31 protein-coding genes are annotated in these 25,814 nt (G+C 64.8%); 20 read left to right on the top strand and 11 right to left on the bottom strand.

From position 1 onward, the window contains the following. Positions 1-49: 49 nt before the first annotated feature. The 3 genes from RAD16_RS19255 (at position 50) to RAD16_RS19245 (ending at position 2,148) form a co-directional block, all read left to right on the top strand. The gene (locus RAD16_RS19255) at positions 50-1,243 is read left to right on the top strand and encodes an MFS transporter (RefSeq protein ID WP_458159477.1); all 1,194 of its coding nucleotides are present in this window, start codon (positions 50-52) and stop codon (positions 1,241-1,243) included. 137 nt (positions 1,244-1,380) lie between these two features. Continuing rightward, complete coding sequence (locus RAD16_RS19250; protein WP_458159476.1) at positions 1,381-1,800, top strand: DUF4118 domain-containing protein; 420 nt, start codon at positions 1,381-1,383, stop codon at positions 1,798-1,800. A 138-nt stretch (positions 1,801-1,938) separates the two neighbouring features. After that, positions 1,939-2,148: a hypothetical protein gene (locus RAD16_RS19245; RefSeq protein ID WP_458159475.1), complete on the top strand. Its 210-nt coding sequence runs from the start codon at positions 1,939-1,941 to the stop codon at positions 2,146-2,148. A gap of 35 nt (positions 2,149-2,183) precedes the next feature. Here the strand turns inward: RAD16_RS19245 and RAD16_RS19240 are convergent, their stop codons facing one another. Both RAD16_RS19240 and RAD16_RS19235 read right to left on the bottom strand, forming a co-directional pair. After that, a complete protein-coding gene (locus tag RAD16_RS19240) occupies positions 2,184-4,577 on the bottom strand; it encodes a TonB-dependent receptor (protein ID WP_458159474.1) in 2,394 nt (797 codons plus the stop codon). 379 nt (positions 4,578-4,956) lie between these two features. Further along, entirely contained in the window at positions 4,957-5,934 is a 978-nt protein-coding gene (locus RAD16_RS19235; RefSeq protein ID WP_458159473.1) for a LysR family transcriptional regulator, read from the bottom strand. Between the two features lie 119 nt (positions 5,935-6,053). On the opposite strand from RAD16_RS19235, the gene RAD16_RS19230 reads away from it, so the two are divergent. The 10 genes from RAD16_RS19230 to RAD16_RS19185 all read left to right on the top strand — a co-directional run bounded on the left by RAD16_RS19230 (position 6,054) and on the right by RAD16_RS19185 (position 15,477). Continuing rightward, complete coding sequence (locus RAD16_RS19230) at positions 6,054-7,091, top strand: class 1 fructose-bisphosphatase (RefSeq protein WP_458159472.1); 1,038 nt, start codon at positions 6,054-6,056, stop codon at positions 7,089-7,091. A gap of 12 nt (positions 7,092-7,103) precedes the next feature. Next, positions 7,104-7,979 carry a phosphoribulokinase gene (locus RAD16_RS19225; protein ID WP_458159471.1) on the top strand — a complete coding sequence of 292 codons (876 nt, stop codon included), beginning with the start codon at positions 7,104-7,106 and terminating at the stop codon, positions 7,977-7,979. 13 nt (positions 7,980-7,992) lie between these two features. Further along, a complete protein-coding gene (gene tkt / locus RAD16_RS19220; protein ID WP_458159470.1) occupies positions 7,993-10,014 on the top strand; it encodes a transketolase in 2,022 nt (673 codons plus the stop codon). 14 nt (positions 10,015-10,028) lie between these two features. Then, positions 10,029-11,114, top strand: coding sequence for a class II fructose-bisphosphate aldolase (gene fba / locus RAD16_RS19215; RefSeq protein WP_458159469.1), 1,086 nt, complete (start codon positions 10,029-10,031; stop codon positions 11,112-11,114). 31 nt (positions 11,115-11,145) lie between these two features. Next, a complete protein-coding gene (locus RAD16_RS19210) occupies positions 11,146-12,606 on the top strand; it encodes a form I ribulose bisphosphate carboxylase large subunit (RefSeq protein ID WP_458159468.1) in 1,461 nt (486 codons plus the stop codon). A gap of 12 nt (positions 12,607-12,618) precedes the next feature. Further along, positions 12,619-13,026 (top strand): ribulose bisphosphate carboxylase small subunit, encoded by a 408-nt coding sequence (locus RAD16_RS19205; protein ID WP_458159467.1) that lies wholly within the window; start codon positions 12,619-12,621, stop codon positions 13,024-13,026. A 99-nt stretch (positions 13,027-13,125) separates the two neighbouring features. Continuing rightward, positions 13,126-14,058, top strand: coding sequence for a CbbX protein (gene cbbX, locus RAD16_RS19200; RefSeq protein WP_458159466.1), 933 nt, complete (start codon positions 13,126-13,128; stop codon positions 14,056-14,058). Beyond that, entirely contained in the window at positions 14,055-14,792 is a 738-nt protein-coding gene (gene rpe, locus RAD16_RS19195) for a ribulose-phosphate 3-epimerase (protein WP_458159465.1), read from the top strand. The genes cbbX and rpe overlap by 4 nt, the downstream gene beginning before the upstream one ends. Positions 14,793-14,859: 67 nt before the next feature. Next, positions 14,860-15,093 carry an EAL domain-containing protein gene (locus tag RAD16_RS19190; protein ID WP_458159658.1) on the top strand — a complete coding sequence of 78 codons (234 nt, stop codon included), beginning with the start codon at positions 14,860-14,862 and terminating at the stop codon, positions 15,091-15,093. A 174-nt stretch (positions 15,094-15,267) separates the two neighbouring features. After that, positions 15,268-15,477 carry a hypothetical protein gene (locus RAD16_RS19185; RefSeq protein WP_458159464.1) on the top strand — a complete coding sequence of 70 codons (210 nt, stop codon included), beginning with the start codon at positions 15,268-15,270 and terminating at the stop codon, positions 15,475-15,477. 21 nt (positions 15,478-15,498) lie between these two features. On the opposite strand, the gene RAD16_RS19180 is transcribed toward RAD16_RS19185, so the two are convergent. From RAD16_RS19180 to RAD16_RS19170, 3 genes are read right to left on the bottom strand one after another with little or no spacing between them, the layout of a single operon-like run. After that, positions 15,499-16,341, bottom strand: a complete 843-nt coding sequence (locus tag RAD16_RS19180; RefSeq protein ID WP_458159657.1) for an NAD(P)/FAD-dependent oxidoreductase — start codon at positions 16,339-16,341, stop codon at positions 15,499-15,501. After that, positions 16,229-16,861 (bottom strand): FAD-dependent oxidoreductase, encoded by a 633-nt coding sequence (locus RAD16_RS19175; RefSeq protein ID WP_458159463.1) that lies wholly within the window; start codon positions 16,859-16,861, stop codon positions 16,229-16,231. The genes RAD16_RS19180 and RAD16_RS19175 overlap by 113 nt, the downstream gene beginning before the upstream one ends. A 40-nt stretch (positions 16,862-16,901) precedes the next feature. Next, entirely contained in the window at positions 16,902-17,615 is a 714-nt protein-coding gene (locus tag RAD16_RS19170; RefSeq protein WP_458159462.1) for a GntR family transcriptional regulator, read from the bottom strand. A 111-nt stretch (positions 17,616-17,726) separates the two neighbouring features. On the opposite strand from RAD16_RS19170, the gene RAD16_RS19165 reads away from it, so the two are divergent. Further along, complete coding sequence (locus RAD16_RS19165; protein WP_458159461.1) at positions 17,727-18,614, top strand: amino acid ABC transporter substrate-binding protein; 888 nt, start codon at positions 17,727-17,729, stop codon at positions 18,612-18,614. A 26-nt stretch (positions 18,615-18,640) separates the two neighbouring features. On the opposite strand, the gene RAD16_RS19160 is transcribed toward RAD16_RS19165, so the two are convergent. After that, positions 18,641-19,477: a universal stress protein gene (locus RAD16_RS19160; RefSeq protein ID WP_458159460.1), complete on the bottom strand. Its 837-nt coding sequence runs from the start codon at positions 19,475-19,477 to the stop codon at positions 18,641-18,643. Between the two features lie 202 nt (positions 19,478-19,679). Between RAD16_RS19160 and RAD16_RS19155 the strand changes: the two genes are divergently transcribed. Further along, positions 19,680-21,209, top strand: coding sequence for a Do family serine endopeptidase (locus RAD16_RS19155; RefSeq protein ID WP_458159459.1), 1,530 nt, complete (start codon positions 19,680-19,682; stop codon positions 21,207-21,209). Positions 21,210-21,480: 271 nt separating this feature from the next. Further along, entirely contained in the window at positions 21,481-21,843 is a 363-nt protein-coding gene (locus tag RAD16_RS19150) for a hypothetical protein (RefSeq protein ID WP_458159458.1), read from the top strand. 12 nt (positions 21,844-21,855) lie between these two features. On the opposite strand, the gene RAD16_RS19145 is transcribed toward RAD16_RS19150, so the two are convergent. Beyond that, positions 21,856-22,134, bottom strand: coding sequence for a DUF6496 domain-containing protein (locus RAD16_RS19145; protein ID WP_458159457.1), 279 nt, complete (start codon positions 22,132-22,134; stop codon positions 21,856-21,858). 85 nt (positions 22,135-22,219) lie between these two features. Further along, positions 22,220-22,486 (bottom strand): DUF3072 domain-containing protein, encoded by a 267-nt coding sequence (locus RAD16_RS19140; protein WP_458159456.1) that lies wholly within the window; start codon positions 22,484-22,486, stop codon positions 22,220-22,222. A gap of 115 nt (positions 22,487-22,601) precedes the next feature. Between RAD16_RS19140 and RAD16_RS19135 the strand changes: the two genes are divergently transcribed. The 3 genes from RAD16_RS19135 to RAD16_RS19125 are packed head-to-tail and all read left to right on the top strand — an operon-like array spanning position 22,602 to position 23,280. After that, a complete protein-coding gene (locus RAD16_RS19135) occupies positions 22,602-22,823 on the top strand; it encodes a hypothetical protein (protein WP_458159455.1) in 222 nt (73 codons plus the stop codon). Positions 22,824-22,841: 18 nt separating this feature from the next. Beyond that, positions 22,842-23,051, top strand: a complete 210-nt coding sequence (locus tag RAD16_RS19130) for a hypothetical protein (RefSeq protein ID WP_458159454.1) — start codon at positions 22,842-22,844, stop codon at positions 23,049-23,051. Between the two features lie 28 nt (positions 23,052-23,079). Beyond that, positions 23,080-23,280 (top strand): hypothetical protein, encoded by a 201-nt coding sequence (locus RAD16_RS19125; protein WP_458159453.1) that lies wholly within the window; start codon positions 23,080-23,082, stop codon positions 23,278-23,280. A 67-nt stretch (positions 23,281-23,347) separates the two neighbouring features. On the opposite strand, the gene RAD16_RS19120 is transcribed toward RAD16_RS19125, so the two are convergent. Continuing rightward, positions 23,348-23,593: a hypothetical protein gene (locus RAD16_RS19120; RefSeq protein ID WP_458159452.1), complete on the bottom strand. Its 246-nt coding sequence runs from the start codon at positions 23,591-23,593 to the stop codon at positions 23,348-23,350. 95 nt (positions 23,594-23,688) lie between these two features. Further along, on the bottom strand, positions 23,689-23,958 hold the full coding sequence (locus RAD16_RS19115) for a hypothetical protein (RefSeq protein WP_458159656.1): 270 nt from the start codon (positions 23,956-23,958) through the stop codon (positions 23,689-23,691). A 58-nt stretch (positions 23,959-24,016) separates the two neighbouring features. Here RAD16_RS19115 and RAD16_RS19110 point away from each other — a divergent pair, with 58 nt between their 5' ends. Continuing rightward, entirely contained in the window at positions 24,017-24,322 is a 306-nt protein-coding gene (locus RAD16_RS19110; protein ID WP_458159451.1) for a hypothetical protein, read from the top strand. Here the strand turns inward: RAD16_RS19110 and RAD16_RS19105 are convergent. Beyond that, positions 24,319-25,809: an HWE histidine kinase domain-containing protein gene (locus tag RAD16_RS19105; RefSeq protein ID WP_458159450.1), complete on the bottom strand. Its 1,491-nt coding sequence runs from the start codon at positions 25,807-25,809 to the stop codon at positions 24,319-24,321. The genes RAD16_RS19110 and RAD16_RS19105 overlap by 4 nt on opposite strands. Positions 25,810-25,814: the final 5 nt, after the last annotated feature.

The raw sequence follows: 25,814 nt of genomic DNA, 5'->3' as shown, positions 1-25,814 counted from the left end.
TTTTGTCCTATTAGGGAATGATCGTTCCCGATCTTTCGGAGACCACGTCATGACGATGAATGCCACGATCGAAACCGCACCCGAGCCGGATGCGGTGTCGCAGCGACTGACTTTCGTGCTGGCCGCGGCCTGTGGCATGGTCGCCGCCAACCTCTATTATGCCCAGCCGCTGATCGCCCCGATCAGCGCCGCGCTTGGCCTGTCGCATGAAGCGGCGGGGTTGATCGTCACGATGACCCAGGTCGGCTACGGCATCGGGCTGCTCTTCATCGTGCCGCTCGGCGATCTCGTCGAGAACCGCACCCTGATCTGCTCCGTCATCACGCTCGGCGCCGCCTCGCTGCTCGCCGCCGCCTTCGCCACCCATGCGCTGCCGTTCCTGATCGCCGCACTCTTCATCGGGCTCGGTTCGGTCGCGGTGCAGATCATCATTCCCTATGCCGCGCATATGGCGCCGGAGGCCATTCGCGGCCGCGTCGTCGGCAACGTCTCGACCGGCCTGATGCTCGGCATCATGTTGGCGCGGCCGGTGTCGAGCTTCGTCACCGCGGCGTCGTCCTGGCATGCGGTGTTCTTCGCCTCTGCCGCCCTGATGATCATGCTCGCCGCCGCGCTCTGGATGGTGTTGCCCAGGCGCAAGCCCGTTGCGCGCATGCATTACGGCACGCTGCTGCTGTCGATGCCGCACCTCGCCCTGCACACGCCGCTGCTCCGGCGCCGCGCGCTCTATCAGGCCAGCCTGTTCGGCTGCTTCACCCTGTTCTGGACGGTGGCGCCGCTCCAGCTCGCCGGCGCGTTCGGCTTCACCCAGACCGGAATCGCGTTGTTCGCGCTCGCCGGCGTCGCCGGTGTGTTCGCTGCTCCCATCGCGGGCCGGCTCGCCGATCGCGGCCATAGCCGGATCGCGACGCGGGTTGCGATGCTGCTCGCGGCCGCCGGCTTCCTCGTGACCTATCTCGGCGCGCCCGGCTCGATGCTGAACCTAGCCTGCCTGGTCGTGGCGGCGATTGCCATCGATATCGGCGTGCAGGGCAACGTCGTGCTCGGCTTCCGGGCCATCTTCGCGCTCGGGCACGAGCATCGCAGCCGCCTCAACGGGCTCTATATGGCGACGTTCTTCGCGGCGGGCGCCGCAGGCTCTGCGGTCGGCGCCTGGGCGTTCGCGCAAGGCGGCTGGGTGCTGGCGTCGGCCATTGGCCTTGCGCTGCCCGTTGCGGGCCTGCTCTATGCGGCGACCGAGTAGCCGCCGGCCGCGGCGGGATTGTGCGTTGCGGCCGTTTACCAGTCCCGAAGTGACGCAATTTCCGCCTCGCGGATTCCGTGCCGCTGTAGTACTTTGGTCGCAAGCGGACCTGGTTAACAGGCGGCAGGGGGAGGCCAATGAGGCGTGCGGGTTTGTTAGGCGTATTGCGACTACGGCCGTGGTCGTGGCAGGCGTTTCTGCTCGGATTTATCGTCGTCGCAGTGTCGGCTGCGCTTCAGGGCGTCTGCGTCGCGCTCGGCGCAAAGCTCTATTTCGCGGTATTCCTTCCCAGCCTGTTCGTGCTGGGCCTTGTCGCGGGTGCGCCGGCGGCGGCATTCGCCGCGCTGCTCACCGTTCCGCTGGTGTGGTGGGCGTTCATCCCGCCCTTCTTCCAGTTCACGCCGCTGTCCAGCGCCAATGCGGATTCCGTCAACCTGTTCTGCCTGCTCGCCGTGCTGCTGATCGGCCTCGCCGATCTCTGCCGCGAGACGATGACGCTGGTCAGCCGCGGCGGTTTGAAATCCCGCGGCGAAAGCGCGGCAACGAATTCGCAATAAATGCGCGACGCGCGGCCGGCGACGTTGCGTGCGTGCAACAGTCCGGCAACCATCCGCACAGCTGCTCCGCTCCGCTAACTTTTCAAAAAAGATTTGGCCGCAATTTCTCCCCCGGGAATGACGAGGGAGTTTTCGGACATGAACGGCCAGATCAACGGACACGCCATCCTGGAGAACGTGCGCCGCTATCGCGGCATCGCATCGCTCTATCGCCAGACCGCTGCATTCCGCCCGGGCCAGAGCTGGTCGCTGCTGGAGCAGGCGCGGGAGTGGGAAGACCGCGCGCTGTCGGAGCTGGAAGCCTATTTCGCGGCACGCATGGACTATGCGACGCCGCTCGCGGCCTGATCGTTAACCATCGCGGGACAGAGGTTGGCGGCGGCTCAAAACCGGTAGCTCGCCTGGACCCGCACCGTGCGGCCCTGGCCCGGCGAGATGTTGTTGTTGCCGTCGGCGGACGCCCAATATCCCCGGTTGAAGATATTCTCGACCGTGAGCTGCGCGCGCCAATTGGCATCGATTGTGGCGTAGACGCCGGCATCGAAGCGAACGAAGCTCGGCAATCTCACTGTGTCGTCCGACGACGCGAACGAATCGCCGAAATAGATGATGCCGAGCGCGGCCGCCCACATCGGCGTGAACTGATACTTGTTCCACCAGGCAAACTGATTGTACGGCACGAGCTGCACCCGGTTGCCGGGCACGACCGTCGCCGACGTCGCGCTGGTGATCTTCGCGTCCGTATAGGCATAGCCGAGCGAGGACTGCCATTGCTCCGTGACGTAGCCGACGAGGCTCGCCTCGAAGCCGCGCGTCAGCGTGCTGCCGGAGGGCAGGAAGAAGCCGGGATTGTTGCCGTCGGCGATCGGCTGGTTGGTGCGGTTAAGATTGTAGATCGCGGTCGAGAACAGCAGCCTCGGATTGATGTTCCACTTCATGCCGACCTCGGTGTTCTCGAACTTCTGCGGCTGAAGGATCAGCGTGCCGTCGTTGAGCGAGGAGAACTGGTCGCCGGAGGCGGGCAAATAGGAGATGCTGTAGGCGGTATAGACCGACATCGTCTCCATCGGCTTGAGGAGCACGGCCGCCTGCGGCGACACCAGATTGTCGGTGCGGTTGCGGTTGATGCTGGTGTTCATGTCCAGCGCCGACATCTCGAAACGGTCGAACCGCGTGCCCACGATGAGCTGCAGCGCGCGCGAAAACTCGATCGTGTCGCGCAAGTAGCCGGACTCGACGTTCAGCGCGTATTTGCTGTTGGAATCAGGCGTCGTGACGCCGTCGCCGTTTACGCCGGTGAAGTGGTGGATGAAGTTGACTGGCCCGAAATAGGTCGGCGCGAACGGATTCTGCACGATCGTGTTGGTGCCGTTCGGGAAGACGCCGGTGTTGCGGATGTCGACGCCGGTCTGGCGGCCGAACTCGGTGCCGAAGCCCACGGTGTGCGCGATCGGCCCGGTCCAGCCCTTGTAGGTGAAGTCGGTCTGGTTGAAGAAATTGTCGCGGTTGGTGGTGTGCTGATAGGCGCCGAGATTGACCGCGGTTTGGGCTGGATTGACCGCGCCGGCGAGCGGCCCGCCGGTCGGATAGACGTTCTGGTAGAATTTCTGGTAGTCCGCCGCCATCGTGCCGTTGCGCACCGACAATCCGTTCTGGAAGTCGTGCTCGATGATCGCCATGCCGGTCTGCACCGTTGCCTGCGCGGTATTGAGGCTGGGGCTGCCGAAGAAGACTTGCAGATTCCCGTTCGGCGCGAACGGCGTCGTCGGATTGAACCGCGTGACGCCGCCGGGGAGGCTCTGCGAGGGATTGCCGCGGTCGGCGGTGCGGCCGTCGTGGTAATATTCGTAGGACAGCTTGATCTTGGTGAAGTCGTCGGGCTTCAACGTGACGGTCGGGTTGATGCCGTAGCGTTCGAGATGGTTGAAGTCGCGGAACGCGTCGCTGCCTTCGTAGAACACGTTCAGCCGCGCCGCGACGTTGTCATTGACGGCCTGGCCCGCATCGAGCGAGACGCGGCGATCGCCCCACGATCCCGTCTGCGCGGTGGCCTGATAGATGCGGGTGCCGTCGGCTTCCTTGAGGGTGCGGTTGAGCACGCCGCCGCCGGCGCCGCGGCCGAAGGTGAGGGCGCTCGGGCCCTTCAGCACCTCGATGCTCTGGGCGTTGTACAGGTCGCGGAAATACTGCACGTCGTCGCGAAAACCGTTGACGAAGAAGTTCGCGCTGGAGTCGACGCCGCGGATGACGAGCTCGTCACGGTTGCCTTCGCCCTGGTGGACGGCGACGCTCGGGACGTAGCGCGTGACGTCGGTGAGGCCCTGGTAGTTCTGGTCGCGGATCTGCTGCTGGGTGATGACGGAAAGCGATTGCGGGATGTCGACGATGGGTGTGTTCGACTTGGTGGCGACGGAGGTGCTGTTGGCGAAATAGCCGACCGTGCCGGTGCGGGCGTCCTGCGATGGCGTGAATGGCTGCGGCGCGGGTGTTGTCTCCGGCCGCCGTGCCGTTTGCGTCCGCCGCGTCCGCGGTCCGCTCGTCCGGCGCGCGGCGGAGGACGGATTGGAGCGGCGCTGCGCCTCGGGCGCGGTCACGGTGACGGATGGAATCGTGACGCCTTGTCCTGACGAAGATTGCGCGAATGCCTGTGGGCTGGCGAGGAATGCGCCTGATGTCATCAGTGCGGCTAGGAAGCTGCGCGTGATCCCCGGAACCTTGCGCCTCGAAATATCGTCTGCAGAAGACAACAGCTCCCCGTTGGCTGCGATGTGGCTCATCGCGCCCTCCCTTACACTTCAAAACTCGCCCGAATTCCCCAAGGATGCGGCCGGACGCGGGGCAAGGCGCGTCCGTGCACGCGAAGTCACTGCGTGGATGAACACGGCGGGTAGCCGGCAATTCCGAGAAGCGCGATTTGAATCATTCGAAACAATGCCGGTTCCGGCGATCGCGAGCGCAGGCTGGAGCAATACCCGTGGCGACTACGGAGTTACCCGGTCATCCGCGTGTGATAGCAACGCGCTCAGATCTGCTAGACGGCCGGGGGCGTGCGATGACCACCTTCAACCGCATCTTCACGACGGAGCGCCTGCTCCAGATCATCGTCATTCTGGCGGCGACGATCGCGATGAAGCTGGTGGGCTGAGCATCGGCGAGCTAGCGCTCGCCGAAATCCGGCACCTCGGGCAGATAGTTCGAGCCCTCCGAGCCGAGAAAGTCGAACATCGCCTGCGCCGGCGGCAGCAGCACCTTGTCGCTGCGACGGATCACGTACCATTGCCGGACGATCGGAAGACCCGCGACATCGAGCACGATGAGGCGGCCTTCGGCGAGCTCATGCGCCACTGTGTGGGCCGAGATGAAGGCGATGCCGAGCCCGGCGATCACGGCCTGCTTGATGGTCTCGTTGCTGCTCATCTCCATGCCGATGATCGGCTCGAGGTCCGACTTCTGGAACATCCCCTCCATCAGCGTCCGCGTGCCCGAGCCCGGCTCGCGGGTGAGGAAGGTCTCGTGCACGAGATCGGTCAGGCTGAGGCCCGAATCCTTCGCCAGCCAGTGTCCCTTGCGCGCGACGATGATGTGCGGATTGCGCCCGAGCTGACGCACGTCGACGCTGACATCGGCCGGTGGCCGACCCATCACCGCGAAGTCGAGATCGTAGCCGTGCATGGCTTCGCGGATCTCCTCGCGATTGCCGATGGTCAGCTTGATCTCGATCTTCGGATGCCGCTTCGAGAACGCCGCGATCGCATGCGGCACGAAGTATTTCGCGGTCGACACCGCGCCGAGCTGGACCGTGCCGCCGGTCCGCCCCGCGAGCAGATCAAGCGCGCCCTGGCAGTCCGTGATCGCAGCTTCGACGCGCTCGGCCAGCGCCAGAACCTCGCGGCCGGCCTCCGTCAGCAGCATGCCGTCGCCGGTTCGCTGCACCAAAGGCAGGCCGGCGAGGTCCTGAAGTTGGCGGAGCTGCTGGGTCACCGCCGGCTGCGTCAGCCCGAGATGGCCGGAGGCCGCGGTGACGCTGCCCTTGGCTGAAAGCGCCGCAAGCGATCGCAGCTGCCGGATCGTCAGATGCCGGAGCTGTGCCGCTGCATGGCCGGAGCCATTATAAGAAAATTCTTTGGCTACCATTATGAATAGAAATTTTCCTTATTAAGTCGCCCCTGTCAATCTCCTCGTGTTGGGACTGACCGCACCGACCTCCAGAGAGGAGGGAACTGGATGCGGCACCTACAAGGGGATGGACGCAGATGACCGGGCAACTCAGGCTGGACGACCACCTTCAACGGTATTCCGAGACGGCGCCGCATGCGCTGGCGGTTGCGGCCGCGGTCGATGCCATCGCGGCGGCGGCGATCGAGATCGCCGACCTCATCGCGACCGGCGATCTCGCCGACGCCTCCGGCCTGACCACCGGGCGGAACAGCGACGGCGACGTCCAGCGCGATCTCGACGTCCAGGCCGATGCGATCCTGCGCCGCTGCCTCAGCAAGCTGCCAATCGCGGCGCTGGCGTCGGAGGAGATGCGCGAGCCGCAGATCGGCGACCGTGAGGCCAAGATTTGCGTCGCGATCGATCCGCTCGACGGCTCCTCCAACATCGACATCAACATGACGGTCGGCACGATCTTCTCGATCCTGCCCGCGCCCGATGATCTCGCGCTCGCCTTCCATCAGCGTGGCTCGGCACAGCTCGCGGCCGGGTTCGTCACTTACGGGCCGCAGATCTCGCTGGTGCTGACGCTCGGCGACGGTGTCGACATCTTCACGCTCGATCGCAGGTCCGGCTGCTTCCGCCTCGCGCGCAGCGGCGTTCAGATCTCCGAAGCGTGCGAGGAGTTCGCGATCAACGCTTCCAACCGCCGGCACTGGGATCCGCCGGTGCGCGCCTTCATCGACGAATGTCTGGCCGGCGTCGAAGGACCCGCGAACCACAATTTCAACATGCGCTGGATCGGCTCGCTGGTCGCGGAAGCCTACCGCATCCTCACCCGCGGCGGCGTGTTCCTCTATCCCTCCGACGCGCGCCCCGGCTATGGCGACGGCCGTCTGCGCCTCACCTATGAGGCACATCCGATGGCGATGATCGTCGAGCAGGCCGGCGGCTCGGCCACAACCGGGCGCGAACGCATCCTCGACCTCGCGGCGCAGAACCTGCACCAGCGCGTGCCGCTGATCATGGGCTCGAGCAACGAAGTGCGGCGCGTCGAGGAACTGCATTGCGATCCACTGCTCGTTGCCAGCGTCTCCGCGCCGTTGTTCGCGCGGCGTGGCTTCTTCCGGCTCTGAGGGAGGCGTCCGATGTCCAGGAAGCATCCGATCATCTCGATCACCGGCTCGTCCGGCGCCGGCACCACCTCGGTCAAGAAGACCTTCGAGCAGATATTCTTCCGCGAGAAGGTCAACGCCGTCTACATCGAAGGCGACGCCTTCCATCGCTACGATCGTGCGGAGATGCGCACGCAGATGGCGGCGGAAGCCGAGCGCGGCAACAAGCATTTCAGCCATTTCAGCCCCGAGACCAATCTGTTCGAGGAGCTCGAGCGGGCGTTCCGCGACTATGGCGAGACCGGCACGGCGACGACGCGGCACTACGTGCACGACGCGGAAGAATCCGCGCTGCATGGCGCGGCGCCCGGCACCTTCACCGAATGGGAACGGCTGCCGGAGAATTCTGACCTATTATTCTACGAGGGCCTGCACGGCGCCGTCGTCACCGACAAGGTGAATGTCGCGCGCTATGCCGACCTCAAGATCGGCGTCGTGCCCGTCATCAATCTCGAATGGATCCAGAAGCTGCACCGCGATCGCAGCGCGCGTGGTTATTCGACCGAGGCCGTCACCGACACGATCCTGCGGCGGATGCCGGATTACATCCACTACATCTGCCCGCAATTCACCGAGACCGACATCAACTTCCAGCGCGTGCCGACGGTGGATACCTCCAATCCGTTCATCGCGCGCTGGATCCCGACGCCTGATGAATCGATGGTCGTGATCCGCTTCAAGAATCCGCGCGGTATCGACTTTCCCTATCTGCTCTCGATGCTGCCGCACAGCTGGATGTCGCGCGCGAACTCGATCGTGTGTCCGGGCGCGAAGCTCGATCTCGCCATGCAGCTCATCCTGACTCCACTGATCATGCAGCTCATCGAGCGCAAGCGCAGCCTGAAGTGAAAAGGAGGATCCGATGAATATCTCGGTTCATGCCGAAGCCGATTTCACGGCGGTCGCCCATAGCGCTCTCGCCAATGCCGTCCGCTTCCTCGCGGTCGATGCCATCGAGACCTCGCAGTCCGGCCATCCCGGCCTGCCCATGGGCATGGCCGACGTCGCGACCGTGCTGTTCTCGCGCTTCCTCAAATTCGACTCCGCGCATCCGAACTGGCCGGACCGCGACCGCTTCGTGCTCTCGGCCGGCCACGGCTCGATGCTGCTCTATGCACTGCTGCACCTGACCGGCGGCGACGTCAGCATCGATGACATCAAGGCGTTCCGGCAATGGGGTTCGAAGACGCCGGGCCATCCTGAATATGGCCACACGCCTGGTGTCGAGACCACGACAGGTCCGCTGGGGCAGGGGATCGCTACTGCCGTCGGCATGGCACTCGCTGAGCGCATGGCCAATGCGCGGCACGGCAGCGGCCTCGTCGATCACTTCACCTATGTGATCGCAGGTGACGGCTGCCTCATGGAAGGCATCAGCCAGGAGGCGATCTCGCTCGCCGGGCATCTCCAGCTCGGCCGCCTGATCGTACTGTTCGACGACAACGGCATCTCCATCGATGGGCCGACGTCACTTGCGACCTCGGACGATCAACTCGCACGCTTCGCCGCCTCCGGCTGGTCGGTGCGCCGCGTCGACGGGCACGATCCCGAAGCCGTTGCGCAGGCGATCGCGGAGGAGCGCGAAAGCGCAAAGCCGTCGCTGATCGCCTGTCGCACCATCATCGGCTACGGCGCGCCGGACCGGCAGGGCACCGAGAAGGCGCATGGCGCGCCGCTCGGTACCGAGCAGACTGCGGCGGCGCGGCGGACGCTTGGCTGGGACTATCAGCCCTTCGTCGTGCCGATTCCCGTCGCGAAGGCGTGGCGGATGATCGGGCAGCGCGGACAGGTCGAGCGTCTCGCCTGGCTCGACCGTTATGAAGATGCGACGCCTGAGCAGCGCGAGCTCTTTATCGAGGGCAAGCCGGTTGCCCTGCCGACCGCCTATGCCCAGGCCTCGGCGAAATTGCGCGAGCGCTTTGCTACCGAGCGGCCGAAGCTCGCGACCCGGCAGGCCTCGCAACAGGTGCTCGACGGCATCGCCGGGACGATCCCCGGCCTGGTCGGCGGCTCCGCGGACCTGACGCATTCGAACCTGACGCACGCGAAGGCGCAGGCTCCCGTCAAGAGTGGCGCGTTCGCCGGCGACTATATCCATTACGGCATCCGCGAGCACGGCATGGCTGCCGCGATGAACGGACTCGCGCTGCATGGCGGTTTCATTCCCTATGGCGGCACGTTCCTCGCCTTCTCCGACTACAGCCGGCCGGCGATCCGCCTTGCGGCCCTGATGCGGCTGCGCGTCATCCATGTGATGACGCACGACTCCATCGGCCTCGGCGAGGACGGGCCGACGCATCAGCCGGTCGAGCATCTTGCGGCGCTGCGTGTCATTCCGGACTTGCTGGTGTTCCGCCCCGCAGACGCGGTCGAGACGCTGGAAGCCTGGGACTGTGCGCTCGAAGCGGAAGACCGTCCCTCCGTGCTGTGCCTGTCGCGGCAGGCGCTGCCGACGTTCCGCAGCGATGTACGCGGCAGAAACCGCGTCGCGCGCGGCGCCTATCTGATCGTCTCGCCCGATGGCGGCCGCGACGTGACATTGATGGCGACCGGTTCGGAAGTCTCGATCGCGCTGGAAGCCGCCCGCCTGCTTGCGACCGAGCACGTCCGCGCCGCCGTGGTCTCCGCGCCGTGCTTCGCGCTGTTCGAGAAGCAGCCGGACGATTATCGCGCGACCGTTCTCGGCACCGCGCCGCGGGTCGGCATCGAGGCGGCCGTCGCCGGCGACTGGCATCGCTGGATCGGCAGCGACGGCGAATTTGTCGGCATGCGTGGCTTCGGCGCCTCGGCGCCGGCGCCGGTGCTCTACCGCGAATTCGGCATCACCCCGCAAAGCATTGCGGAAGCCGGCCGCCGGGCGATCGCCCGTGTTCGCAAGCCATAACAGGAGGACTCTTCGTGGCCCGTATCACCCTTCGCCAACTGCTCGATCACGCCGCCAGCCACGGCTACGCGGTGCCGGCGTTCAACATCAACAACATGGAGCAGGGCATCGCGATCATGCAGGCGGCGGCCGAGGTCGACGCGCCCGTCATCATCCAGGCCTCGCGCGGTGCGCGCAGCTATGCCGGCGATCTCATGCTGTCGCACATGATCGACGCGCTGGAGCGGACCTATCCGGACATTCCGCTCTGCATGCATCAGGACCACGGCAATGACGAGGCGACCTGTGCCTCCGCCATCGCCCATGGCTTCACCTCGGTGATGATGGACGGCTCGCTCAAGGCCGACGCCAAGACCGCAGCCGATTACGACTACAATGTCGCGATCACCCGCCGCGTCGTCGATCTCGCCCATTGGACGGGTGCCTCCGTCGAAGGCGAGCTCGGCGTGCTCGGCTCGCTCGAGCATGGTGGCGGCGAGCAGGAGGACGGTCACGGCGTCGAGGGCAAGGTCAGCCACGACCAGCTCCTGACCGATCCCGACCAGGCCGTGGATTTCGTCCGCGCCACCAAGGTGGACGCCCTCGCAATCGCGATGGGCACCTCGCACGGCGCCTACAAGTTCAGCCGCAAGCCGGACGGCGATATCCTGGCGATGCGGGTGGTTGAGGAGATCCACCGTCGGCTGCCGAACACGCATCTCGTCATGCACGGCTCATCCTCGGTGCCGCAGCCGCTGCAGGACATGTTCAACCAGTTCGGCGGCGAGATGCCGCAGACCTGGGGCGTGCCGGTGGAAGAAATCGTCCGCGGCATCAAGAGCGGCGTGCGCAAGGTCAATATCGACACAGACTGTCGGCTCGCCATGACCGCGGTGTTCCGCAAGGTCGCCGCGCAAACGCGTTCCGAATTCGATCCGCGCAAATTCCTCAAGCCCGCGATGGATGCGATGCGCGAGCTCTGCCGCGACCGTTTCGAGCAGTTCGGCACGGCGGGTCATGCCGGCAAGATCAAGGTCGTTCCCTTGAGCGAGATGGCACGGCGCTATCGTGCCGGTGAGCTCGATCCGCGCATCGGCGCCCGCGAGCCGGTCGCAGCCTAGTCATTCAGAGAGAGAAGAGCAGGAGAGAGCCATGAATGCACATGCAGGAACCGTCAGGGGCAAAGAGCGCTATCGATCCGGCGTCATGGAATACAAGCGCATGGGCTATTGGGAGCCCGAGTACACGCCGAAGGACACGGATGTCATCGCGCTGTTCCGCGTGACCCCGCAAGAAGGCGTGGATCCGATCGAGGCCTCCGCCGCGGTCGCCGGCGAATCCTCGACCGCGACCTGGACGGTGGTGTGGACCGACCGCCTGACCGCCGCCGAGAAGTATCGCGCAAAGTGCTATCGCGTCGATCCGGTGCCCGGCACGCCCGGCTCCTATTTCGCCTACATCGCCTACGACCTCGACCTGTTCGAGCCGGGCTCGATCGCCAACCTCTCGGCGTCCATCATCGGCAACGTGTTCGGCTTCAAGCCGCTGAAGGCGCTGCGTCTGGAAGACATGCGCTTCCCGGTCGCTTATGTGAAGACGTTCCAGGGACCGGCGACCGGCATCGTGGTCGAGCGTGAGCGGCTCGACAAGTTCGGCCGGCCGCTACTGGGCGCGACGATCAAGCCGAAGCTCGGCCTCTCGGGCCGCAATTACGGTCGCGTCGTCTACGAGGCGCTGAAGGGCGGGCTCGACTTCACCAAGGACGACGAGAACATCAACTCGCAGCCCTTCATGCACTGGCGCGACCGCTTCCTCTATTGCATGGAGGCGGTTAACCGCGCGCAGGCGGCCTCGGGCGAGGTGAAGGGCACCTACCTGAACATCACCGCGGGGACGATGGAGGATATGTACGAGCGCGCGGAATTCGCCAAGGAGCTCGGGTCGTGCATCGTCATGATCGACCTCGTGATCGGCTACACCGCGATCCAGTCCATGGCAAAGTGGGCGCGCCGCAATGACATGATCCTGCATCTGCATCGGGCCGGTCACTCGACCTATACGCGGCAGAAGAGCCACGGCGTGTCGTTCCGCGTCATCGCCAAATGGATGCGGCTTGCGGGCGTGGATCACATTCATGCCGGCACGGTGGTCGGCAAGCTCGAAGGCGATCCCAACACCACGCGCGGCTACTACGACGTCTGTCGCGAGGAGTTCAATCCGACCAGGCTCGAGCACGGCATTTTCTTCGACCAGTCCTGGGCGAGCCTGAACAAGATGATGCCGGTCGCGTCCGGCGGCATCCATGCCGGCCAGATGCATCAGCTGCTCGATCTGCTCGGCGAGGACGTCGTGCTGCAATTCGGCGGCGGCACCATCGGTCATCCCATGGGCATTGCGGCCGGCGCGATCGCCAACCGCGTGGCGCTGGAAGCGATGATCCTCGCCCGCAACGAGGGGCGCGACTACGTCCACGAGGGTCCGGAGATCCTCGCCAAGGCGGCGCAGACCTGCACGCCGCTGAAGTCGGCGCTCGACGTCTGGAAGGACGTCACCTTCAACTATCAATCCACCGACACGCCGGACTTCGTGCCGACGGCGCTGGAAACCGTCTGAGGAGATTTGACAATGAAACTCACCCAGGGGTGCTTCTCGTTCCTGCCCGATCTGACCGACGACCAGGTCTATAAGCAGGTGCAATACTGCCTCGCCAACGGCTGGGCGGTGAACATCGAGTTCACCGACGATCCGCATCCACGCAACACCTATTGGGAGATGTGGGGCCTGCCGATGTTCGACCTCCAGGACGCCGCCGGCGTCATGATGGAGCTCGCCGAATGCCGCCGGGTGTACGGCGACCGCTACATCCGCATCAGCGGCTTCGATTCCAGCCATGGTTGGGAATCGGTGCGGATCTCGTTCATCGTCAACCGCCCGCCGCAGGAGGCCGAGTTCGAGCTGGTGCGGCAGGAGGTCGGCGGCCGCGCCATCCGCTACACCACCGTGCGCCGGCAGGTCGCGCACGCCTCGACCTAAGTCGTTCTCCTCCGCGCGGAGCACTCCCTGCTCCGTTTCCTTGGCGGACCACTGCTTCGCCGCTCCCCCGCGGCGAAGCTCTTTTCTTCGAGGGTAGCCATGCTGGATGTCCCCCACGCTACGACCGCCGAGCCCAACGAGACCAGCTTCGACCTCCGCAAGGAGGCCGAAGCGGCAGGGATCACCGATACGCTGCAACAGCTCGAGCAGGAGCTGATCGGGCTCAAGCCGGTCAAGAACCGCGTGCGCCAGATCGCGTCGCTGCTGCTGATCGAGCGCATTCGCCAGCGCGCGGGGCTGGCCGCCGCGCCGCCGACGCTGCACATGTCGTTCACCGGAAATCCCGGCACCGGCAAGACCACCGTGGCGCTGCGCATGGCGAAGATCCTGCACGGGCTCGGTTTCGTGCGGCGCGGGCAGGTGATCTCGGTGACGCGCGACGATCTCGTCGGGCAATATATCGGCCACACCGCGCCGAAGACGAAGGAGATCCTGAAGAAGGCGATGGGCGGCGTGCTCTTCATCGACGAGGCCTATTACCTGCACCGGCCCGACAACGAGCGCGACTACGGTCAGGAGGCGATCGAGATCCTGCTCCAGGTGATGGAGAACCAACGCGAAGACCTCGTCGTGATCCTCGCCGGCTATGGCGAGCGGATGACGAAGTTCTTCGGTTCCAATCCCGGCTTCCGTTCGCGCATCGCCCACCACATCGAATTCCCTGACTATGCGGAGGCCGAACTGCTTGTGATCGCTGAGTTGATGCTGAAAGAGCGCGGCTACCGGTTCTCGGCGGCGGCGCGGGAAGCATTCGAGAAATACATCGCGCTGCGCCGGACCCAGCCGTTCTTCTCCAATGCGCGCTCGATCCGCAACGCGGTCGATCGCATCCGTTTGCGGCAGGCCGATCGGCTGGTGTCGGATCTCGACCGCATGCTCGATGTCGCCGACCTCGAGACGATCGACCCGGCGGACATTCTGGCGAGCCGTGTCTTCACCGGCGGAGCCGATGCGCGGAGTGCAAAGCCATGACCAAGGAGATCATCATCGCGCCGTCGATCCTGGCGGCCGATTTCGCGCGGCTCGGCGAGGAGATCGCGGCCATCGATGCGGCCGGTGCCGACTGGATCCACTGCGACGTCATGGATGGCCACTTTGTCCCGAACATCAGCTTCGGCGCCGATATCATCAAGGCGATCCGGCCGGTGACGTCGAAGATCTTCGACGTTCATCTGATGATCGCGCCTGTTGATCCCTACCTCGAGGCCTTCGCCAAGGCAGGCGCGGATATCATCACCGTGCATGCCGAAGCCGGCCCGCATCTCGACCGCTCGCTCCAGGCGATCCGCGCGCTCGGCAAGAAGGCCGGCGTCAGCCTGTGCCCGTCAACGCCCGAGAGTGCGATCGAATATGTGCTCGATCGTCTTGATCTCATCTTGGTCATGACGGTCAATCCCGGCTTCGGCGGGCAGTCGTTCCTCGACTCCCAACTCGAGAAGATCAGGCGCATCCGCAGCATGATCGGCGAGCGGCCGATCCGGCTCGAGGTCGATGGCGGTGTCACGCGCGACAACGCGGCGGCCGTTGCCGCGGCGGGCGCCGACACGCTGGTCGCGGGATCGGCGGTGTTCCGCGGCAGGAGCAGCGCCGATTATGCCGCGAACATTGCGGCCATCCGCGCTGCCGCGGAGGCGGGCCGGGTTCCAAAACTGCAGGATAATTCCGTCCAGTCGACGCGGGCCGGAGAGAGTGCGTTGATCCGGTAGACCACGGATGATGCAGGCGATCCGCAATATCTGGTGGGCGTGATCGAGGACGTCACCGAGCGCGTCAATACGCAGGAACGCATCGCCGCAATCGGCCGAGATCGTCCGCGCAGTGCTAAGTCTTGCGCATGCGCTGAACATCCCGGTCGTCGCCGAAGGGGTGGAGACCGAGGCGCAGCGCGCCTTCCTGGAACGCGAGGCCTGCGACGAGATGCAGGGCTATCTCATCGGCCGGCCCGACCTGATCGAGCGTTACCTCGACCTGGTCGGCGTCGCCGTTGAGCGGCGGCTCTACGCCTAGGGTCTCCGATTCCACGCACGGGCACGGGCGCGATTGGAACAAAAGTTCGCATGCGCATTTCTCAAAAGTTAACCGCGATCAGCTGGGCTGTACGCGCATAAAATGTTTTGCATAACCGCCATCGGCGTGACGTAAATCAGGGCAATAAGCCCTGTGAATGCGAGGGAGGGTCTCATGGAGAACGTACGTCGCTACCGCGCGCTGGCGTCCCTCTGTCGCCAGCAGGCGGCCTACCGGCCGCTGCAGAGCTGGGAACTCCTCGGTCAGGCCGAGCATTTCGAACATTTGGCGGAAGTCGAGCTCAAGGCGCATTTCGACGCGTGCAATGCGCAACGCGAGAAAGGCGCCGCCGCCGCGGCATGGGAGGCCCCCGTCGCGGCGTGAGAGCATCTAGCCCAAAGGCGATCAGAGCAGGCCGCGGCTCTCGGCGCTTTCGAGTTCGTCCATGAGCGTCTTGTTCTCGTAACGCGCGAGTGAGAGAACGTCCGCGAAAGTTGGCTGGGGCGCGCCGACCACTGCCCGCGCGCAGAGATCGCCGGCCGCACAGGCCGACATCGTTCCGTAACCCGATAGCGCAGCCGTCAGGAACACGCCCGGCGTCCGGGCCGCGCCGATCAGCGGCCAGTTTTCCTTCGTCATCGGATAGAAGCCGCCGTAATGGATCCGGTCGCGCGGCAGGGCGCCGAGATATTGCGCGAGCGCAGGCTGGAGCCGGCTGGCGGCGCGGAGCACGATTTCCGGAAAGTACGGATTGAGTTCCGGCTCGCGGGTGGGCTCGGACGGCTCCGAGTTGAACGCCCAGCCGAGCTTGATCCACTGACCCTGGTCGCCGCCATCGGGGCGGCAATGGATGCTGCCCGGCATCGGCTCCAGCAACCGCGCCAGTTCCGGTGCCGCCGCGAGCGCCTCGCGCTCGTCGGGCGACCAGGCCAGCGTCTGGCCGTCGAGGTCGATCGCGAAGGGCATCTTGCGGTCGACCGCGCGATTGCGGTCGACGAAGGCGATCTTCTGCTGAAGCACGTTGTGCATCGGCAGCTTCTCGCCATGCATCGCGGAGATGTGCGCTGCAAACGGGCCCGCCGCATTGACGATGATATCGGCCTTGATGCTTTGCCGCTCGCCGCCGGCGATGACGTCAACCGTGAAGCGGTCGGCCTTGGCGATGCCGACCACGCGCGCCTGCTGGAACTGCGCGCCCAGCGGGCGCATCGTCTCCAGCATGTACTGGCCGAGCTGCTGACCGCTGATGTCGCCGGCCCGGCGGATGTGAAGCGCGGTGGCGACCTCCGAAGGCCGGATAATAGCGCTGGATCAGGTCGCGGCCGCGCAGCACATCGACGCCGTCGGGCGCGGTCTGCCAGTCCGCCGAGAGCGGCGGCGAATAGCTCTGGCTGGTGCCCTCGTGCTGGCGGATCAGTTTTGCGGCCGAGGCGCCGTAGCCGGCATGCAATTGCCGCAGCAGCTCGTCCGGCTGGTTGTCGCGCGTCACCAGCAGATAGCCGCGCCGCGTCATGTGGATGCGGTTATCGGTGCGGCGTGCGATGTCCTCCATCAGATCGGTGCTGTGGTCGGTGAACGCCGCCATGGTCGGATGCGGCCACCAGTTGCGGTAGTTCTCGCCGGATTGCGCCGACGTCAGCGCCATCGGCTGGCCTTCGTCGACGATCAACAGGCGCGAGCGCCTGTGCTCGACGGCGAGGTAATAGGCCGTGGCAAGGCCGGCCATGCCGGCACCAATGACCAGAATTTCGACGTCGTTCGTCTTCAAGCGTAGTCTCCTTTAGCTCCCGGCATGGTCGGTTGCCCGATCAGCCCGCCTCGTCCGGCGATGCCTGCCGTGATGCCTGCCGTGAAGCCTGGCGCTGGGCCGATCGCAGCGTCTTCTGCGTCTGCACGATGTGCTCGCGCAGCAGGCGCACGGCCTTTTCGACCTCGCCGTCGCGGCAATATTCGAGCATCTGGTAGTGCTCACGCTGTGGCCGGTCCTTGCCGGTCGCGCGCGACACCAGGGCCCGGGTGAAGCGGCTGACATGGCCGTAATTGGCCTCGATCATCGTCAGCAGGCGCGGGCTGTTGCAGGGCGCGTAGAGCGCCTTGTGGAAGCGCCAGTTGAACGCGCCCCATTTCTCCGGATCGGGCTCGTCGTCATAGGAGCGCAGAATCGTCTTCGCGTCGTCGAGATCGATATCGCCCATGGCAGGGATGGCGAGGCGTAAGGCGTGGCATTCGAGTGCGATGCGGATCTCGAGCAGCTCCACGACCTCGTCGATGGAGAGATCGGAGACGACGGCCCCGCGATTGGGCAGGAACGTCACGAAGCCTTCCGCCTCTAACTGCCGCAGCGCTTCCCGGACGGGAATGCGGCTGGTCCCGAACTTCTCGGCGAGTTCGTCCTGACGAAGCTGGATGCCGGGCGCCAGCTCGCCCGCGCTGATCGCGCGGCGCAGCGCCTCGCGAACAGCGTCAGGCGTCGAGCCGTGACTGCCGCCACTTCGTTGCTTTGCCACTGCTCCCGATTTCATCCGGCATCCCGTCGCGGTTGGCCCAAGGCAGATTGTATAAAATCAGATTGTGGATTATGCAATGCCGTGTATAAAATCTCTCAAGATAATATCCATTGGGGGAGTAGGGTCATGAAGAGGATGTTGTATTCGCTCGTATTTTTGGCCGCGGTTGCGGCGTCTGCGCAGGCTCAAACGTCGGGCGGGACGCTGGCCAAGATCAAGGATGTCGGCGAAATCCGGCTCGGCCATCGCGACGTCTCGGTCCCGTTCTCCTATCTCGACGACAACCAGAAGCCGGTCGGCTTCGCGATGGACCTGTGCGCGCGGATCGTCGATGCGGTGAAGGACGAACTGAAGCTCCCGGCGCTTCAGACCAGACTGCAACCGATCCAGCTCAGCACGCAGATCCCGCTGATCGAGAACGGCACCATCGATATCGTCTGCGGTCCCGCCACCAACACGCTGGAGCGCCAGAAGGTGGTCGCGTTCAGCAACACCATCTTCGTGTCGAGCATTCGCGCCGTGGTCCGGAAGGACGCGCCGATCAAGACCTTCGAGGATCTGAAGGACAAACCGGTGGCGCTGACCGCCGGCTCGACCTCGATTGCCTTGCTGCTGGCACGCAGCCTAGAGAAGAAGTTCGAGGTCAAGCAGGTCCTGTCGCCGGACCATGCCGCATCGTTCCTCGCGCTCACGACCGGCCGCAGCGATGCCTTCGTCATGGACGACATCCTGCTCGCAGGACTCATCGCGGGCAGCCAGACGCCGGACAATTGGCGGATCATCGACGACAGTCTGCGCACCGAGCCCTATGGGCTGATCATCCGCAAGGGCGATCCGGAGTTCAAGGCGCTGGTCGACAAGACGCTGGGCGCCATGATGAAGAGTGGCCAGTTCGCGGAACTCTACGCGAAATGGTTCACGAAGCCGATTCCGCCGAAGAACGTGAACCTGAACTTCCCGATGCCGGCTCCGCTCAAGGACGCGGTCGCCAATCCCAACGACAGGGGGGTGTGACCGGTCCGCGACCGGTCATCTCCCGATCAATGCGACATCAGCGTCGGGACCGTCATGGCCTCCAGCATGGCGCGGGTGACGCCGCCGAGTAAGCGTTCCTGCCAGCGCGAATGACCGTAGCCGCCCATGACCAGGACATCGAGGTTCTCGTCGGCCGCCATCGACAGGATGGTCGGCTGAATGTCGGCGCGCGCGGCTGACAGGCTGACGGTGCGGGTCGACAATCCGCGCCGGCCGAGATGTCTTGCCAGATTGCTCGCGGAGACCTCCTCCGGAACGGAATCGGCTTCGTTGATCGTGATAATCACGATCCCCTCGGCGCGAGCCAGGAAGGGAGCTGCGTCGCGCATCGCGCGGGCAGCGAGGCGGCTGCCGTCCCAGCAGAGGCCGATCCGCTTGGCCTTGAAGGTGCCGCGGAAGGTATGGGGCAGGAACAGCACCGGGCTGCCCGACTGAAACAGGATCTCGCCGGGCACGTCGTTGTCGAATGAGGCTTGTGACGGATCGGGCTGCAGCACGATGCTGAGATCGTGCAGCCGCGCCATCTCGCCGAGCGAGACGGCTGCATCAATCGGAATCTCACCGAGCGGATGGCAGGTGCAGGAAATCCCGGCGCTTGTCGCCCCGCTCCTGAACACCGCGAGCGCGGCCTCTGCCCGCTCCAACGCGCGCTCGCGCTCCATCTCGAACACGGCCGCAACGGCGGCACCGCCTTCCATGATGTAAGCCGCACTGCTTGCGACATAGCCGACGGCGACCGCGTCGATGTGGGCGTTGAGCTTGGCGGCGAGCGAGATCGAGCCGTCGATCAGGGCACGCATTGGCCGCTCGGTCGGGATGTGGACGAGGATGTCTTTGTACATGGCGCGTCTCCGGTGGACATCATCCAGTGGCGGCAGTCTTTCATTGCGCAGAGGGCGCGCGTTGAGCTGTATCAAACGAGCAGCCCCGATTTGAGCCGCACCGCCGGCACCTTTGCCAAGATTTAATCGGACGGACGGGACGCCGTAAGGTGACGACCGCCATGTTGGGTGCAAGGCGACTTACCAACATGGACATTTCGACATGAACGATCGCGTCAATTCCGACCCCACGACCCGTAAGATCCTGAAGCCGCGCCGGCTGGCGCTGCTCGGCACCGTGGCCGCGCTTGGCGTGGCCGTGCTCGCTGCCTCGCCCGGCACTTCGCCGTTTGGCGTGACCCACTTCATCGCGCCTGCCCAGGCCGCGGAATCGGCCGTGACGCCGCCGGGCTTCGGCGACCTCGTCAGCAAGGTCAAACCTGCTGTCATTTCCGTGCGGGTCAAGATCGACCAGGACAATGACAAGAGCGCGATGCTGCAACAGAACCGGATGGATCAGGACGAGGATTCGCCGTTCGACCAGTTCTCGCGGCAGTTCGGCTTCCGCGGTCCCGGCATGAACGGCATGCCGCGCCAGCGCCACCAGGTGATCACGGGTGAAGGCTCGGGCTTCTTCATCTCCGCCGACGGCTATGCCGTGACCAACAACCACGTCGTCGATCACGCCGAATCCGTGCAGGTGACGATGGATGACGGCACGATCTACACCGCGAAGGTGGTCGGCACCGATCCGAAGACCGATCTCGCGCTGATCAAGGTCGACGGCAAGAAGGACTTTCCGTTCGTGAAGTTCTCCGACCAGAAGCCGCGGATCGGCGATTGGGTGGTCGCGGTCGGCAATCCCTTCGGCCTCGGTGGCACCGTGACCGCCGGTATCGTCTCGGCCAGCGGCCGCGACATCGGCAACGGCCCCTATGACGACTTCATCCAGATCGACGCCCCCATCAACAAGGGCAATTCCGGCGGCCCGGCCTTCGACATGAGCGGCAACGTGATCGGCGTGAACACGGCGATCTTCTCGCCCTCGGGCGGCTCGGTCGGCATCGGCTTCGACATCCCGGCTTCGACCGCTAAGCTCGTCGTCGCGCAGTTGAAGGACAAGGGTGCGGTGACCCGCGGCTGGCTCGGCGTCCAGGTGCAGCCGGTGACGGCTGAAATCGCGGACAGCCTCGGCCTGAAGGAGGCACGCGGCGCGATCGTCGACAATCCGCAGGACGGCAGCCCCGCGGCAAAGGCCGGCATCGCGGCAGGTGACGTCATCACGGCCGTCAACGGCACTGCGGTCAAGGACTCCCGCGATCTCGCCCGCACCATTGCGACGCTGGCGCCGGGCACGTCCGTGAAGCTCGACGTAATCCACAAGGGCGACAGCAAGACGGTGACGCTCGCGCTCGGCGAATTGCCGAACGAGCGGCAGGCCAAGGCCGACGACGGCAAGGCACAGTCGAACGCCGGCACGCCGCGCCTCGGTCTCTCTCTGGCGCCGGCAGGCGATGTCCAGGGCGCCGGCCAGAAGGGCGTCGTCGTCACCGAGGTCGATCCGGAGGGGCCCGCGGCACAGCGCGGCATCCAGACCGGTGACGTCATCCTCAATGTCGGCGGCAAGGCCGTCTCCAACGTCGGCGAAGTCCGTGCGGAGCTGGCGCAGGCCAAATCGTCGGGCAAGAACAGCGTGCTGCTGCAGGTGAAGAACGCGCAGGCGACCCGGTTCGTCGCGGTGCCGCTCGCATAAGTTGCTGCTTTCGACGGCAAACTCAAAAGGCGGCCTGCGGGCCGCCTTTTTCGTGCGCGGTTGGAAGATACCCACAGGCCACCGATAACATTCTCGTTAACGGCAGCGATGATGACGGGTTCGTCCGAAAAAGCCGCGTTCGCTGGTCACACTTTGGAATAACGTGTTGTGCCTTGGCGCCGATGACGACGCCCGGGTAAATCGCAGGAGTGAAACTTCGAACGCCCGGCCGTCTCGTGGAACCTGACGTTCGCATTTGATCGGTGCCGACATGGATCGATTGAAGCTCTCGCTGAGATGTGCGCTGCTCGTGGCGCCAATCGTGCTGACGACCGGGAGCGCCCTGGGGCGCGACGATGGCCGTTACGCGAACTCGCCCTTAAAACCCTGGTTCGACAGTCTGCGCAGCCATCTCGGGCCGTGTTGCTCGGATGCGGATGGCTTTGCCGTCTCCGATCCCGATTGGGAATCGCATGACGGGCATTATCGTGTGCGGCTCGACGGTCAGTGGGTGGACGTGCCCGACGAGGCCGTCATCACCGAGCCGAACCGGGCAGGCCACACCATGGTCTGGCCGGTGAAGACCGCGTTCGGGGTTGCGATTCGCTGCTTCATGCCCGGCAGCATGATCTGACGCCGGCCGGCGTCACCGCTTGCTGGATTTGCGCTTCGACGATTTCCTGGTCGTCTTCTTCTTCGATGCCTTCTTGGAGCTCTTGCGCTTCGACGCCTTCTTCGGGACCTTCTTTCCCTTCTTGCGCGCCTTTGACAGGCCGATCGCGATCGCTTGCTTGCGGCTCTTCACGCGCCCGCCGCGACCACCACGGCCGCTCTTTGCAGTACCCTTCTTGTAGCGTCGCATTTCGCTTTCGACATCGCTGCCGGAGCTGCGCGAGTAACGTCGTTTCTTGGCCTTGCGTGCCATGGATGTTCTCCCTTGGTCGGGGAGAACCACGCGATGCAGGCAAGGTTCCGAAAGCGCGTACGCAGCGTTCCGCTACGCGACGCAGCTAGAACGAGTTCGCGAGTTCGATCTCGGCTTCCAGCACCTGGATGCGCCGCGCAGCCTCGCTGAAGGACAGAGCGCGATCATATTGCGCGGGCTGATAGGCCTCCTCGCTCAGCCGCTTCAGCTTCAGGCCTTGCGCCCGCGTCATCTGTTCGCTGAGGAAAGCCTTGGCGTCACGAAGAGTCTTGGCGTCACGAAAAGTCTTGGCGTCGAGAAAAGCCTTGGCGTCGAGAAAAGCCTTGGCATCGTATTTACCTTGAACCTGCATCTGACCTCTCCGTTCTGAAATCGTGACTTGACTATATGTTCTTATTTTGTTCTAACAAGTCATGGACAACAGAATTAATGAAATTCGACGTAAAATCAGTGCCTTGAGGCTGGAGATGGCCGATATGGAGGCGTCGGTGCGCGACCTCGTCAATCGCGACCGCGACTGCACAGAAAAGGCCCTGGCGCAGATGGGTCTGCGCCGGAAAATCAACCTGCTGATCGGTGAGTGGAAGGCTGCCGGCGGCGGCGACGTCCTGCCGGATGTCCGCGACCGGGTGCGCCTTCGTTCCGTGAAGACATTAGCCAATCCCGTGCGCGCGATCGCGCGCCGCTGAGACATTTGGGAGCGGGCGGTGGAGGACGACCCGGACACGTACCGGATCCTGAGACTGCGCGCCGAGATTCTCGAACTGGGCTCTGCCGTCAGGCAATTGCAGCGCGAAGGCCTCGACGACGCCGCGGCCCAGCTCCTGATCACCCGCAAGCGGGCGCAGCTCGACCATCTCGTGAAGAGCAATTCGGCGGGCGACCGCCTTAACATCCCTGATATCCGACGCAGCTAAAGCGAACGCGACACGCGGGAGCTTGCCAATGTCTGATGCGGACGCGGCTGCCTTGCTGCAGGCGGTGCATGACGAGATCTGCGCCGGACTTCCTCTCTCCGAGACGGCAACGCGCGAGCGCGTCGCGGCAAGACTGCGTGAGATGATGCGGGAGGATCGCTGCTCGCTCGAGGATCTGAGGCAGGCGGGCCGGAACGCGCTGGTCCACGCACCGACCATGTGGCCTTGAAAGAATCTTGTTGAGACACACAGTGAAAGGCCCCGCGCATGCGGGGCCTTTGCGAATTGCGGCGAGCTTATTTGGTGTTGCTCATGCCGCCTTTGTTGTTGGTCATGGTGCCGCCTTGGTCGGAGCCGGGACCGGAGCCGCCCTGGCCGGAGGGATCGGCACCCTTGGAGGACTTGGTGTTGGCGCCCGTGGTCTGCGACGACGTCGTCGAGGATTCATGCTTGGCTTTGTGCGACTTGGCCTGCGCGGCGAACGGGGCGGCGGCGAGGCCGGTTGCCAGCATCACAGCGAGAGCGAGCTTCGTGGTCTTCATGCGCGGGAACTCCCTGAGTTGAATTGACGCAGGCAGCCAACCGCCGTTTGCCGCAGGAGTTCCTGACAAAGCAAGCCGCGCGCTTCACACACGCGTCAAGATTCCTTGTCTTCCGCGATGATGAACACGACACCCGTAAGGGTCGCCCCGATCGCGAACGTCGTCACCAATGTGAGCATGAAGACGAGAACGGCCTGGCGTCCGCCGTGATTAAGCAGGCTGGCGACCGCGGGATTGGAGAGCGTGAGCGCGAGACCGAATGCGAGCCCGAGAGCTGCGCCCATCATCGTATGCGTCACAAGCTTGATGGCTCCGGCGGGAGAGATCAGGCTCGGCGGTTTCTTAGGCGGCTTTGTCGCAAGCATGGAACCGACCCTCGGTTCTGCATGCAAAACGCGCGCGACGCCGATGGGTTCCACCCGCATGAAGGAATTGTCATTTGCCGCTTCATCCAACGTTCATGCCGGGCTTGCGAGGATGGACGCCATCAACACGGGAACCTTGGATATGGGTAAGGTCGTTTTTCTTTACCGTTCGCTGGCGTACCGCAACGCCGCCGCCGACATGCTGCGCAAGGCACGCAAGCTGCCGCGCGGTGCAGAGCGCAGCGCCGCACGCCGCTACGCGAGAGCGCTGCAAGATCTCGCCCGAACGGAAGCCTGGCTCGAAGGGCGGGTCGCGAACGAGCCGCGTCCGGCGCAGCACATGACGACGGCCGCATCCGGTTAACCGGATGCGCGCTGCAGCTCGGCGGAGTTGCCGGCGTCGAATTGACCAGCTGCGGTCGTCGGCATGGTCCTGCGGGTCAACGGCACCTCAAGGCGGCACAACAGGCCCTCGGCACGCCAATCGAATTGTGCCTGTCCGCCGAGCTGGGACTCGACGCTCGCAAGCAAGCTCCGCGTACCGAAGCCGCGCGATTGCGGTGTTCTCACCAGCGGACCGCCGGATTCCTCCCAGGTCAGCCTGAGGTGGTCGTCCTCGACCTGCCAGCTGATCATCAGCCGGCCCGACCGTGTCGAGAGCGCGCCATATTTGGCCGAGTTGGTGAAAAGCTCGTGCAGCGCCAGCGCCAGCGTCTGGGCGGTCGCCGGCACCAGCTGAACCTCGGGACCGGCCAATCTGATCTGGCCCCCGAGCGAATAGGGCGCGAGCTCCTCGTCGATCAACTTCGAAAGCTCGGCGCCCTGCCAGCTCGACAGCGACAGGATCGTGTGCACGCGCGCCAGCGCATTGATGCGCCCCTCGACGGCGTTGACATAGGCCTTGACCTCGTCGGCACGGGTGAGGCGCACGATGGATTGCGCCAGCGCCAGCGCGTTCTTGGCGCGATGATCGACTTCCCGCGCCAGCAGGTTCTGCCGCTCCTCGGCGCGCTTGCGTTCGGTGATGTCGACGGTGACGCCGCTCACGCGCACCACGCGGCCGCTGTTGTCGGCCGTGGCGGCGGCCGTGCCGACGCACCAGCGCACATCGCCGTCGGGCCGCACGATGCGGAACTCGGTCTCATAGGCCCGCGTGCCCTTGTTGAACTCGGCGACCGCCTTGCGGAGCTGATCGACGTCGTCGGGATGCAGCAGGGCCTGGACGTTGGCCGGGTTGACCTCGAAGCTCTCGGGGGTAACGCCGAAGATGCGATACTGCCCCTCGTCCCACATCCAGTCTCCGGTGATCCAGTCCCAGTCCCAGGAGCCCATCTTGCCGGCGGCGATCGCCATGCTGCGCCGCTCTTCGCTCTCGCGCAGCTTTGCGGTGGAGTTTTCCAGCTCGGCGGTGCGCGCCCGCACGCGGTCCTCGAGGTCCTGGTTCAGCCGTTCGAGCTCGCGGGTCTTGCGGTAGAGCTCGGCAAACACCTTGACCTTGGCGCGCAGCACCTCCGGCACGACCGGCACCGGCACGTAATCGACTGCGCCCATCTCGTAGCCGCGCAAGCGATCGATGTCGCTGACCTGGATCGCGGAGATGAAGATCATCGCGGTCTTCTGGAAGCGCGGATGCTCACGGATCATCGCGGCGAGCTCGAAGCCGTCGAGCTCGGGCATGCAGACGTCGACCAGGATCACGGCGATCTCGGTCTTGAGCAGAACCTCCAGCGCCTCGCGGCCCGACGAGGCGATCACGAGGTTCTCGCGGAGATCCTTCAATATCACCTCATAGGCGAGCAGCTTGGCCGGCTGGTCGTCGACGAGGAGGATGTTGACCTTTTCGTGGTCCATTCGCG

This window comes from Bradyrhizobium sp. 18BD, assembly GCF_054185225.1.
Note: the sequence above shows the minus strand (reverse complement) of the source record. Positions and strands in the feature narration are given on the sequence as shown.